Here is a 12,218-nt window from a genome sequence, read left to right as displayed (position 1 = left end):
TCCAAATAATAAAATATATTAGAACGGATGGGAATGTTTGATTTAAACAAGAAGTTCTAATTGTTCTATTACTTTTGAGCTAGTATCCGTGTCATAATTATCAGTGATGTCAGTATAAACTGAATCCAATGCTTTAATTATATTTTCTGCAATTGCCCTCACTACCGGAACAGAGACAGAATTTCCTGCTTGTTTATAAATGTGTGAGTCGGCCATTCCCTCAGGAATTTTGAACTCCTTAGGGAAACCTTGAAACGACAGCGCTTCACGCGGTGTAATTTTTCTTATTCCATAATCATCAAGAATGAGCGGAACATTGTGTCCTCCTGTACCCATATTAGCAGTAAGTGTCGGACATACATTACTTTGGTTTTCTCTCACATAAACTCTTCGTAGCTGATATACAGTGTCTTTTCTACGCATAGCTTCTGTTAACATAGGGTAGTATTGTGATTTTTCAGTATAATAATATTTATCCTCCTGCTTCTTTCCTCTTTCCAAAATATCATCGATTGTCTTTGTTAAAGGCTGTGGCTTAGGAAAGTTAAAACTCGACAATGCTCTCTTATCTTTAAATCCCACGATAAAAATACGCTCCCTATTCTGCGGGATGTTACCATAATCCATTGTATTTAAAACTTTGCTTGTAAAATAATATCCTTCTGCATGTAGCATTTCCTCAATGACTTTAAATGTTCTTCCTCCATCATGGCCTTTGAGATTTTTTACATTCTCTAAAAGAAATGCCTTAGGCTGTGTTGCACGAAGAAATCGAATAATATCATAGAATAGAGTACCCCTAGGATCTTTTGCTTCAGTATGTCCACCACATTCTGGACAAACAGGGATTCCCATATACTCCTCAAAGGTTACTAAATGCTCATGACCACAGCCTTTACATTTATAGTGCATACCGTGCCTTCTTCCAGCGATACTAAAAGCTACGCAAGGCCAACCAGCTGTTAGAATATCTATCTTCGGAACACTATACTCATTAACCTTTCTAACATCTTCCTCAATTAAAGTATGGTTAAAATTCTCCCTATAAGTAATACATGCATTCTTGTCCATTTCGTTCGCCCAAATAACTTCCGCTCCAGCTTGTTCGAAACCTAAATCTATACCTCCGATTCCTGCAAATAAACTCGCTACTTTATATTTTTTTCCAGACATAATATAACATACCTCCTCAAGAACGAATGTATGTTCTTTCATAATTGATATAAATCATTCTACCATATATCGAAGATCTCTGCCGCCCCCTATGTCTGGATTTCATCAAAAAACTTAATGCAGTAGCAAGTCAAAAGCATGAATTAGGGATTTTATTGAAAATCAAAGATCCTCTATCAGAAAATATAACAACGTTTATCCTATCTGTATAATTACTTCAGAAGAACATCATTCATCTGCAAAAAACTCATACGTCGCGATTATCTTCCGAAGCGATCCCTCGTCTTTGACCGGAAACAGTTTCCTTCCTACACATGTATAATAACATTCATGATGTATAACTGTATTAATAATATCGAGAACAACTTGGTCTTGTCGTTTAAATGTTTTTCTGCAGATTGGACAGCGCAAGTTTTCAAGAATAGAATACATGAACACACATCCCCCTTGCTTCTCTTATTTCCGAGTGCTCCCCCCACCCCTCCTCTCAAAGTACACATGCAACCGATATTCACAAATTTCTTGCGTCCATTCATATAAAATGCGTTCGTCTTCCGGCGCGATGGAGAAGGTGAGCGAGAAGACGTTATTTTCAAATGAAAGAAGTCCGTTGGAACTGCCGCTCCATTTGGTCATCGGCATTTTGGCGATGAGTTTGGCGACTTTTTGCTCGTCGTATTGCCATAAGCGCTTCGTTTCCCCGTCGGAGAAATCGATGCGTTTTCGGTATTCTTTTTCCGTTAAATATTGATGGAAAAATGGGGCGGCTTCTGTTGGCGTGATTGGCAAATGCCAATGCGACGATCCGCGGTTTAACATCGCCTGCAAGACGACCATTTTATAACTTTTACGCATATCAGTCCATTCTGCTAATATTAGCCACGATTCATATCGCAAAAATACTTCTTTTTCCCGCTCGGACAATTCGTCCGCCCAGTAAAGAAAGCCGACGTACGATTTGAATTCGTCCCTGTATTCTTTTGCTTCACTTCGTCCATGCAAATGAAGTTCAAGATATGTCGGACGGCGGCCGAGCTGTTGTTTTACGTCGTAATAGTCTACTAATAATTTTTCTTTGCGTGGTTGGCGTTTTCTGCGCATTTCTTCTAATAAGTGAACGACACGAACATCAAAGTCGACGACACATCCGTCTGGAACAACAGGAACCATAGATTTTCGTTTTTTTCTCTCTTCTTTTTGCGTATCGAATAAGGCGAGTTTCACATCGGCGTTGCGATAGTTTCCGATTAAATCGATAATGACACAATACTGTTTGGCTGGATGGAGACGCAAGCCACGCCCAACTTGTTGAGTGAAAATCGTTAATGACTCGGTCGGACGAACGAATAATAGCGTATCAACCGCTGGAATATCGACGCCTTCGTTAAATAAATCGACGGTGAAAATCGCGTCTAATTCGCCTTTTTCGAGTAGTTCAATCGCTTTCGTGCGCGTAATATGTACTTGTTTTGAATGCAAACTCACCGTACGGTAGCCGTGTTCGTTAAAATAATTGGCCAAAAAATCCGCTTGGCGAATGGAAGAACAAAACACGAGCGTTTTCGTTTGCTTATACTTCTCCCAAGCTCGCAAAATATTTTCTGCCATTTCTGTGCGCAACTGCGCCTGTAACAATTGTTCTTCATCGTAGCGGTTGCCGCGCCAGGCGATTTTCGTATAGTCGGTGTCATCATACACGCCATAATACCGAAACGGCGCAAGCCAGCCGCGCTGTACTGCTTCGATAAAATCAATACGGTACGCCACATTCCCGTCACAGAGCGCATATACGTCTTTATAGTCGTTGCGATCAGGGGTTGCGGTAATGCCGAGTAAAAATTTCGGATGGAAATACGCAAGCACTCGTTCATATGACTTCGCCGCGACATGATGAAATTCGTCAATGACAATGAGATCAAACGCGTTTTCCGCAAATATTTCTAAATGTTTTTTCATGCTTAGCGTAAAAATCGACGCAAAGACGACATCGGCTTGCCTTTCTTTTATTTTGCCGTCGTAAATGCCAAACGTCTTATTCGAAAGCACTTGCGCAAACGAACGCTTCGCCTGATGTAAAATTTCTTCGCGATGCGCTACAAATAGCACTCTTTGAAACTTTCGAGCGAAAAAGGCAGCCAAGTACGTTTTCCCTAATCCTGTCGCCATGACGACCATCGCTCGATCATAACCTTCTTCGTATGTAGCCTCTAGCTGAGCAAGCGCTTCTACTTGCGCAAAGCGTGGCTGAATGATCCCATATGAAGCCTTTTCATCATAAATCATTTCCGTTTCTTCTTTCTTTGTCGTTGGAAGCATCAACTCTACTTCCTCTAGCTTCGTCCATTGTCGCACGAGATTTGTATGACGTTGATGATAATCGTCATATTGTTGTTTATATTGCTTTAACGTTTCGGCGTTTACTTGTACCGTTTGTTCCGCATAAAAAAGAGTTAAAAACTCATTCATCACTTGAGCAAACACACTTTCTTCCACACATTTAGGCACGCCAATATTCCATTCTACACCGCTCGTTAACGCTGAACGAGATAAATTGGACGAACCAATAATAAAATACCCATCATTTTGATTTTCAAATAAATACGCTTTCGGGTGAAAGGAAATACCGTTACTTTTCCATAACCGAACTTCAATATTCGGATGGATCGCTATAAGTTGACGTAAAGCTTCTGGTTGTGTGACATATAAATAATCTCCAGCACAAATTTTAATATCTGCTCCTCGTTCAGCGGCTTTTCTTAGCGTTTCTTGGATGACGTCCACGCCCGACTTCATCACAAACGACGTCAAAATGTAAATCGTCGAGGCTGTTTCGATATGCTCATTCAGTTTTTCAATTAAATGGCTTTTGACAAACTCGATTTTACTCATCGTGTACCTCAATTAAGAAAATTTTCTCTTTAAACCCTCCTCGTTTTTCCGCTTTCGAGGCACGAACGGCTTCGACTTGTTCGATCGTTGCCCCATGGCATTCGGCAAGCGCATGTATAATTTCTAATACATCCGCTAATTCTTCCACCGCTGTGACATCATCTGATGCGTTCATATATTCCTCTAATTCCTCGAATACTTTCTTCCGCAACTGTTCGCGATATTCTTCATCACTTAACGTGCGCATTGTAAACGTCTTTCCAGCTTCCTCAATAATGTTCGGAATCAAATCCCGAACCAATTTATTATAAACAGGCATCGTATCCTCTCCTCGTATAGTATGTTTAGAAAGATTTTTAAATCGAACTTCCAGTTCGATACGCTCCTTGACAATCGTATATTCTTGGGTGACTTGCCCACGGGGGAGGGGCGCCCCTCCCCCGTGGGTCGCAAACCTATTTCACAAACATCGGGGTTGGACTTTTCGCGATGTTCTTGGATAATGATCTTGAGGATCATCGGGGACACTCTTCTTCCTCCTGTAGCCTTGACTACTTGAAAAGTCTGTCTCCTCGGCTCCTGTTCGGACTTCTAACCCGCAGGCTGTTCCCGTTGGTTTCCCATGCTGGAAGGAGCAGCTTCCAGGCAGCCCATGGCCCAACGTGAGTTCTCATACGCGAGGGTGACTGGTCAACAGGCGCGGTCCGGGGGCATCCCGAAGAGTCCCAACCCCACGATCCTACTACGATTGGAGGTGATCTCATGAAACTCTACGTCGGGATTGACGTGAGCTCAACGGACTTATACACGTGTATCATGGATCAAGAAGGAAACACGTGCGCCCAATTCAAGACGGATAATCATCTGCTTGGCGCGACCTTCCTTCGCGATCAAATCCTCCGATGGGCAAACGAGCGCCAACCATCCGAAATTCTCATCGGGATGGAAGCCACTTCGGTCTACAGCTGGCATCCGGCGATGTTTTTCCACCAACAGGAGGAGCTGAAGTCTTGGAATGTCAAGGTGTTTACCATCAATCCAAAGCTCATTCGCAAATTTAAAGAAGCTTACACCGACTTGGATAAAACGGACGGCATCGATGCGTGGATCATCGCCGATCGGCTTCGCTTTGGCCGTTTGAAAGTGACAGCTGTCATGCAAGAACAGTTTATCGCCCTTCAACGGCTCACACGCATGCGCTATCATCTCGTCCATCAGCTCACTCGGGAAAAGCAGTACTTCCTCCAACACTTGTTTTACAAGTGCAGTTCCTTTACCCAAGAGGTGGACAGCTCCGTATTCGGACATGCCATCTTAGAGCTTCTTCTCGAGTCGTTTAGCTTAGACGAAATCAGTCAGATGGACGTACAACAGCTCGCTGACTTCTTGCGCCAAAAGGGACGCAATCGCTTTGCCGATCCGGCATGCATCGCCAAGTCCATTCAAAAGGCGGCTCGTTCGTCGTATCGGCTTTCCAAGTGTGTCGAGGATTCCATTGATTTGCTTTTAGGGCTATCGATTCAGTCTATTCGCAGCCTTCAAGCGCAAATCAAAGAGCTCGACAAAGCGATTACCCGCCATTTGGAAGGCATCCCAAATACGCTACAAACGATTCCCGGCATTGGTCCGGTCTACGCCGCTGGCATCTTAGCCGAAATTGGACAAATCGAGCGCTTTGACAACCAAGCTGCCTTAGCGAAATATGCAGGTTTGACTTGGTCTAAGCACCAGTCCGGTCGGTTCCAAGCCGAGGAGACTTCCCTCATTCGTTCTGGCAATCGCTATCTCCGTTACTACCTAGTGGAGGCTGCCAACTCGGTACAACGGCATGATGCGACGTTTCTCGCCTATTACCGGAAGAAGTATGAGGAAGTGCCCAAGCACCAACATAAACGAGCCCTCGTCCTCACCGCTCGAAAACTCGTGCGTGTGATCGATGCGCTGCTACGCAACGGTCAAATCTACACGCCAAGAAAGGGGGAAGATCGATAGGGGTATCGATCTAACTGATTTTGCATCAAAACCCAGTTAATGACATAAGACAAGACTGGGCTTCTTAAGTATTGCCTTTTTTCGGATCATCGGACAATCGAATTTCCAATTTCGATGATGTTTCACAATTTCGATGATGTTTCACCTTGACATATTACCGCAGGACTTTTCTGTTTCTCTCTTCCTATTTTACAATATTCCCCACTCTTTTGGAACGAAAAAACTACGTGTCATGACGTTATTTGTACCGCTTCAACCGTTCTTTTAGCGCCTCGGAGTTTGTGGGATTTTCCATTGCTTTTGATATTTTTTAGGCAAATTTATTATTTAGAACAATGTTTCATTGGCTCATCATGACTTCCTTTTGTTCCACTTCAATATGTTGCTTTTGCAGCTCCTCGTGATTCAGCCGGTACGATTTCGTTTGGTCGATTTTGTTTCGGTTAAAGTTGCCGATGTATCCTAAGCGTTCAGGTTTGTACACAGCGCAACGGAACGTACTCACCGATCAAAATGGAAGGCGCTTTTGCCACTCTTCGTACGTCATCACGCCCCACTCCCCGCCCGTTTCTTGCAAAAGCTGCTAGAGATGAACTATGCTTTCATTCAACCTAATTTGGCAAGCAAGTTAACTTGAAATATACATCTTCTCACCCTCCAACGAAAATAGTTCTATCGCTGGAAATAGTAGAAAAAGATAGATACCCCAAAAAATAAAGCTGTTCACCGTTTGTGAACCGCTTTCCTTCCATTCGTTTCATCTCTCCGCCAGCGTGCATCAAATAAAACTCGTTTGCCATTCCTATAGAGGCAATCATTCTATTCGTTTTCCTTTACTATAAAGAATAAGTTTTTCTAAATCGATGACAGCGCCAATATGCAAAAGACAATCAAGTCCTATAATCGCATCTAGCTCTACTCCGTACTCCATCGCACCAAATTCAATTTCAACATTTGCTGCTTTCATGGATCCTATCATGATTTCATCTACAATTTTTGCATAAACAAATTCCGTTCCCCCCACCCCGCTAATTCGATAAATAGAATCGTTTTCTTCTGGAACGATTCCAATTGTTGCTGCTTGATCAGCAGATACGATAGTTCCTGTTGAGCCGGTATCGATTAACGCTCTTTTTAACTCAATCGTTTGATTTTTATGGGTTAACTGCAATGTAGCGAGCAACATCCCTTCTTCGATACGAAGCTCTATCATCCTCGGCGCACTCCCGTCCATGTTCTTTCCACAATATTTGTTTCTTTGCGATTCGTATGAAGAACATACAATTCTCGATGAGGGTTTTCCTTATGAAGATGTTTATACTCACTCATTGCTTTCATTGGATCCGAAAACGTTTCAATCGGGATTAATTTGTTTAAAACACGTTCGTTTTTCTCATTTGTATAAGCATCGACCGCCTCAATGAGCACCCAACGATTCGGAAAAGCTTGTCGAATCTCTTCCCACTTCATCGTCTTTCCCCCATTTCTTTTTGTTTTTATCTTAACACAAACAAAGAAAAAACTGATCTTTTTGACAAACTAACAGTCTGGGGAAATCTTGTGAAAGTAGTAATCTTCCACCACTTCCTAAACTAAAAACGAAACTACTATCCAAACCGTCGCTATCGTACATACAATGAAACTCGTTTGTAGTTTTCTTCTTTCTTGCTTATTGCTAGAAACAGAAAAGATATACTTTCTTGTCGCGAATCCAATCGCTAACGTGCCAAATAAAAGCAATGCAATCCCGAATAAAAAGAGACCGTTTGGAAATTGGTTCGCTTCGAAAATTCCAGAAAGAGCCAAACAAAATGAAACATATGTAACTATCGCAACACCAAGCGTATGAAATAACAGCGCTGCCCAGTTTCTCATCTTCCTTCTGCATCCCCTTCACAGAAAAACTACTAGCTAAATACAACGATGGGTGCGCTCCACCCGAGTAAACATCGCAACAATTCATCTACTGTTATTATTCGCTACGGGACGGCCATTTCCTTTCTGAGTTTTAAGCAAACAAGCAACCCACCCTCTCGTGGACTGCTTCGTTACATGACACAGTAAAAATCTTCTGTTTCTCCCTCTAACAACTCCCGCAATTCTTTCACATATTCCTCGTGATGATCATGCGGTCGCCGATGCGCATTTCGGTGTCGCCGTGTGGAACGATCGATTCGTGCCCACGGAAAATGCGGACGATGATGCAATCGCCGAGAAATGGGAATTGGCGGAGAAGCACACCGTGATAAGCAAGGTTGTTCATTTCGATTTCATACAATGTGATGTCGCGGTGTGTCAACATATGGACAACGTTTGGTGATTCGATAAACGCTTTTAACATCGCTCCTGCTGATAGAGAGAGAAATCGTTTCAACGCCAACTTCTTTTAATTGCTGAACAACGGATGGCGACTCGGCGAAAGCGATCACGCGCGGAGTGCCTTGCTCTTTTGCCCATGTTGCGATTTGGGCGTTCGTCTGTTCGTTACCTGTTAAAACGACGATGTCAGCTGTTAATGCCTCATGTGCTTGTAACGTTTCGAATGAATAATCATCGATATCGACAATTGGGAAAATGTGTTCTGTTTGTTCTATTTTATCTTGGCGAATATGATACAATGTTGTTTCATATTCATCTGGCGGCAAATCGCGAACTGCCGCAAGCGTAAATTGATTTGTCCCGATGAGTTTGACAAATTTTTTCGCATAAACGGGGCAAGATAAGAAAAAAGAAAGGAAGGGCTATGATGAAACTACACGGATTTAATAACTTAACGAAATCGCTTAGTTTTAATATGTACGATATTTGTTATACGACAAGTGCAAACGAGCGGGAAGCGTATATTGCATACATTGACGAGGTGTATAATGCGGAACGGTTGACGAATATTTTAAAAAACGTAGCGGATATGATTGGGGCGCACATTTTAAACATCGCTAAGCAAGATTACGTGCCACAAGGGGCGAGCGTCACGATGCTTATATCAGAAGGGCCGATTGAAGTGCCGAAAGAAGAGCCGCCTGTGCCGCAAGCGGTCGTTTGTGCGCTCGATAAAAGTCATATTACAGTGCATACATATCCTGAATATCATCCGAACGATGGGATTAGCACGTTTCGGGCGGATATTGATGTCGCCACGTGTGGAGAAATTTCACCGTTAAAGGCGCTCGATTATTTAATTCGTTCGTTTGAGACCGATATTATGATTATCGACTATCGTGTGCGTGGATTTACACGCGACATTTCTGGAAAAAAATTATTTATTGATCACGATATTACATCGATTCAAAACTACATTCCTGACGACATTCGGAAACAATACGATATGATTGACGTGAACGTGTATCAAGAACATATTTTTCATACAAAATGCAAATTGCGCGAGTTTGATTTAGACAGCTATTTGTTTGAGTTGTCAAAAGATCAACTGACAAAAGAAGAAGTTGAAGCAATTACACATAAATTGCGCATTGAAATGGATGAAATTTTTTATGGAAAAAACATGACACCACCTAAGTGATGTCAATCCAAATGCAATGATATGTCGCACGAATGAAGCCATGTTCAGCAAATCGGCTTTCGTATTCGTTCATCATCGTTTTAAACACAGACGGGCGTTGGCAATAACGTCCAGACGTACTATTTGTTGCGCCGATATGACGAAGGGATAAGAAAAAATCGCGTACAGATGGAAAATATTCGACTTCAAACTGTTCATGTCCACGAGCATGTGCATGCATACGAAGCCACTCAGAAAACGTTGGAAACGACGGGCCGATGCGAAGCGGCTCATGAATATGTTGTTTCGCTAAAGCGTAAGCAAATGAGGTGTGCAACTCGTGAAACGTGCCGTTGCCAAACGTTGAAAAAAGAAGTTGCCCTCCGTTGTTTCGTTGTTTGACAAGTTTAGCAATTGTTTGTTTTGGCTCGGTGAACCACTGGAACGTTGCGTTGGAAATAATTAAATCGTACGTCTCATGAAACGTTACTTCTTCCACATCCGCACATCGCCATGTTATTGACGTCGCACCGAGCCTTTGTTTCGCTGTCTCAATCATACCGGGTGCGATGTCAACAGCTGTTAGCTTCGCATGCGGATACGCATCGTGTAACAACTTCGTTAAATATCCTGTACCACATCCGATTTCTAAAATCGTTTTTGGCGGGCGAGCGATATGCATCATTAATTTATGTGCCATCTTTTTTTGTACGTTGGCAAACTGATCGTACGTTTTTGCTCGTTCGCTAAATCGTTTTTGCATCAACTGTTTATCAATCATTGCTTCCACCGCCTAACCATGTTTGAATGACATGAGCGCACGCATATGGTTGCGTGACGTGTGGTGCATGTCCGACGTTTCGTAAAAGCGTCAACGTACAATTCCTTGTTCGCTCGTATATATACTGCGCAGCTTGGGGAGGGCAAATGCGATCTTGTTCACCGTGAATAAGTAAAATTGGCACATCCATTTGTTGTAGCTGGTCTCGTACATCTGTCGCTAGTAAATAATCTAATCCAAGCAACAAGTCAGACGTTCGATCATGCATATGTGGAAATGGTCGTGCTTCTTTCTCTCCCCACAACATATCAATAAACGACTGAATCGTTTTATTTGTTTGTCTCACTAATTGTACTTTCATACGCTCAACAACACGCGCATGCCAACCTGCATGATAATTTTCTGATGTTGTAAATCGGCTTGTGCCACCAATACATACAAGATGCGTAACATACGGGTGCATACCGAGTTGTAAAGCGACAAGCGATCCAAGAGACCAACCGATAACAAGCGAAGGAGCGTGCAACGCTTCTTTGGCTTTCGCCAAAAAATGATTCACATCGCGCATATGCTCCCATTCAACGATCGTGACATCATTTAGCTGAAGCGCTTCAATGAGCGGGGTAAAAACGTCACTTTTCATCCCCCACCCAGGCAATAATAACACGTTCATGCGATCAGCCCCATTTCTTTTCCAACTTCAAAAATATGCGAAAGCGCCCAATCAATTTGTTGGTTTGTCATCGTCGCCATGAGTGAAAAACGAATGCGCGCTGTGCCTTCTGGTACAGTTGGTGGGCGAATCGCAACAGCAGCAATACCACGCTCGCGCAATTGAGCACTAAACGCAAGCGCCCGTTCGTTGTCGCCAACAATGATTGGTACAATGTGCGTCGTGCTTTCACCAATATGAAACCCTACCTGTTGAAGACGTGTACGGAAGTAATTGCTTAATGCATGTAAATGGTGACGCAATGTAATCTCGTGTTGCACAATATCAACAGCTGCACAAATGGCACCGAGAACGCTTGGAGGTAATGCGGTTGTAAAAATAAATGGACGCATCGTGTTCATCAAATAATCAATAAAGACGCGTTTTCCAGTGACGTATGCCCCATATGCACCAAGCGCCTTACTACATGTCCCCATATGTATGTCAATATGTTGTGCGAGTTGAAGTTCGTGAGCCATTCCTTCTCCATTTTTCCCATATACACCACTCGCATGTGCTTCATCCACGACGAGCATGGCACCGTACGTTTCTTTTAACATAACGAGATCACGTAACGGTGCAACATCTCCGTCCATACTGAAAATTGTATCCGTCACAATGATTTTCCGTTTATGTCTCTCTGCTTTCTTTAATAACGTCTCTAAATGGTCCATATCGGCATGGCGATAGCGTCTCACTTCCGCCCGGCTTAATATCGCGCCATCCACAATGCTTGCATGATTCCATTTGTCGCTGAAAATAATTGCATCTCGTCCTGCTAAAGAAGAAAGAATGCCGATATTTGCTGTGTATCCACTATTGACGATAAGTGCGGCTTCACAACCTTTCCAACGGATCAACGCTTCTTCTGCTTGTTCATACAGCGGATGATTTCCAACGACAAGGCGTGAAGCAGTCGCTCCAACGCCGTATCTTCTTGTTGCTTCGATGCTCGCATGAATTAACCGTTCGTCATTTGCGAGACCTAAATAGTTGTTCGATGACAAATTAAATAGATGACGCCCGTCCATATGTATAAAACAACCGTCACTTTCTGTTTTGACTAATGTTCGTTTTTGCGCTTTGCCCGCAAGTTGTTCGATATGTAATTGCAATTCCTCCCACAATGCACCTCTCCCCCTTTTTGTAAACCTTATAAACAAAAAAGTTTA

15 protein-coding genes are annotated in these 12,218 nt (G+C 42.8%); 2 read left to right on the top strand and 13 right to left on the bottom strand.

What is annotated here, in order from left to right; genetic code table 11:
• Positions 1-42 precede the first annotated feature (42 nt).
• The 4 genes from HNQ82_RS02135 to HNQ82_RS02120 form a co-directional block, all read right to left on the bottom strand.
• Positions 43-1,173: a DNA cytosine methyltransferase gene (locus HNQ82_RS02135; protein ID WP_183246746.1), complete on the bottom strand. Its 1,131-nt coding sequence runs from the start codon at positions 1,171-1,173 to the stop codon at positions 43-45.
• Positions 1,174-1,401: 228 nt separating this feature from the next.
• Positions 1,402-1,605 carry a hypothetical protein gene (locus HNQ82_RS02130; protein WP_183246744.1) on the bottom strand — a complete coding sequence of 68 codons (204 nt, stop codon included), beginning with the start codon at positions 1,603-1,605 and terminating at the stop codon, positions 1,402-1,404.
• Positions 1,606-1,629: 24 nt separating this feature from the next.
• Complete coding sequence (locus HNQ82_RS02125) at positions 1,630-4,062, bottom strand: DEAD/DEAH box helicase family protein (RefSeq protein ID WP_183246741.1); 2,433 nt, start codon at positions 4,060-4,062, stop codon at positions 1,630-1,632.
• Positions 4,055-4,381 carry a nucleoside triphosphate pyrophosphohydrolase gene (locus HNQ82_RS02120; RefSeq protein WP_183243197.1) on the bottom strand — a complete coding sequence of 109 codons (327 nt, stop codon included), beginning with the start codon at positions 4,379-4,381 and terminating at the stop codon, positions 4,055-4,057. The genes HNQ82_RS02125 and HNQ82_RS02120 overlap by 8 nt, the downstream gene beginning before the upstream one ends.
• A 443-nt stretch (positions 4,382-4,824) precedes the next feature.
• Between HNQ82_RS02120 and HNQ82_RS02115 the strand changes: the two genes are divergently transcribed.
• The gene (locus tag HNQ82_RS02115) at positions 4,825-6,054 is read left to right on the top strand and encodes an IS110 family RNA-guided transposase (protein WP_183246739.1); all 1,230 of its coding nucleotides are present in this window, start codon (positions 4,825-4,827) and stop codon (positions 6,052-6,054) included.
• Between the two features lie 340 nt (positions 6,055-6,394).
• On the opposite strand, the gene HNQ82_RS02110 is transcribed toward HNQ82_RS02115, so the two are convergent.
• The 6 genes from HNQ82_RS02110 to HNQ82_RS14495 all read right to left on the bottom strand — a co-directional run bounded on the left by HNQ82_RS02110 (position 6,395) and on the right by HNQ82_RS14495 (position 8,738).
• The gene (locus HNQ82_RS02110; RefSeq protein WP_183246737.1) at positions 6,395-6,538 is read right to left on the bottom strand and encodes a hypothetical protein; all 144 of its coding nucleotides are present in this window, start codon (positions 6,536-6,538) and stop codon (positions 6,395-6,397) included.
• A 330-nt stretch (positions 6,539-6,868) separates the two neighbouring features.
• A complete protein-coding gene (locus HNQ82_RS02105) occupies positions 6,869-7,267 on the bottom strand; it encodes a retropepsin-like aspartic protease (RefSeq protein ID WP_032099826.1) in 399 nt (132 codons plus the stop codon).
• A complete protein-coding gene (locus HNQ82_RS02100) occupies positions 7,264-7,524 on the bottom strand; it encodes a hypothetical protein (RefSeq protein WP_032099827.1) in 261 nt (86 codons plus the stop codon). Before HNQ82_RS02100 ends, HNQ82_RS02105 begins: the two co-directional genes overlap by 4 nt.
• Before the next feature lie 117 nt (positions 7,525-7,641).
• Positions 7,642-7,929, bottom strand: a complete 288-nt coding sequence (locus HNQ82_RS02095; RefSeq protein WP_183246733.1) for a hypothetical protein — start codon at positions 7,927-7,929, stop codon at positions 7,642-7,644.
• Positions 7,930-8,158: 229 nt separating this feature from the next.
• Positions 8,159-8,356 carry a TrkA C-terminal domain-containing protein gene (locus tag HNQ82_RS14500; RefSeq protein ID WP_246348809.1) on the bottom strand — a complete coding sequence of 66 codons (198 nt, stop codon included), beginning with the start codon at positions 8,354-8,356 and terminating at the stop codon, positions 8,159-8,161.
• On the bottom strand, positions 8,325-8,738 hold the full coding sequence (locus tag HNQ82_RS14495) for an NAD-binding protein (RefSeq protein WP_343053367.1): 414 nt from the start codon (positions 8,736-8,738) through the stop codon (positions 8,325-8,327). The genes HNQ82_RS14500 and HNQ82_RS14495 overlap by 32 nt, the downstream gene beginning before the upstream one ends.
• Positions 8,739-8,800: 62 nt before the next feature.
• Here HNQ82_RS14495 and speD point away from each other — a divergent pair, with 62 nt between their 5' ends.
• Positions 8,801-9,574, top strand: a complete 774-nt coding sequence (speD, locus tag HNQ82_RS02085) for an adenosylmethionine decarboxylase (RefSeq protein WP_183243196.1) — start codon at positions 8,801-8,803, stop codon at positions 9,572-9,574.
• Here speD and bioC read toward each other — a convergent pair.
• From bioC to bioF, 3 genes are read right to left on the bottom strand one after another with little or no spacing between them, the layout of a single operon-like run.
• On the bottom strand, positions 9,567-10,334 hold the full coding sequence (gene bioC / locus HNQ82_RS02080) for a malonyl-ACP O-methyltransferase BioC (protein WP_183246728.1): 768 nt from the start codon (positions 10,332-10,334) through the stop codon (positions 9,567-9,569). The two genes, speD and bioC, sit on opposite strands and share 8 nt — an antisense overlap.
• Positions 10,327-11,007, bottom strand: a complete 681-nt coding sequence (locus tag HNQ82_RS02075; RefSeq protein ID WP_183246726.1) for an alpha/beta fold hydrolase — start codon at positions 11,005-11,007, stop codon at positions 10,327-10,329. Before HNQ82_RS02075 ends, bioC begins: the two co-directional genes overlap by 8 nt.
• Positions 11,004-12,173, bottom strand: coding sequence for an 8-amino-7-oxononanoate synthase (gene bioF / locus HNQ82_RS02070; protein WP_183246724.1), 1,170 nt, complete (start codon positions 12,171-12,173; stop codon positions 11,004-11,006). The genes HNQ82_RS02075 and bioF overlap by 4 nt, the downstream gene beginning before the upstream one ends.
• Positions 12,174-12,218 lie beyond the last annotated feature (45 nt).

Source organism: Anoxybacillus tengchongensis, assembly GCF_014201585.1.
Classification (GTDB): domain Bacteria; phylum Bacillota; class Bacilli; order Bacillales; family Anoxybacillaceae; genus Anoxybacillus; species Anoxybacillus tengchongensis.
This window is presented reverse-complemented; position numbering and strand designations above follow the sequence as displayed.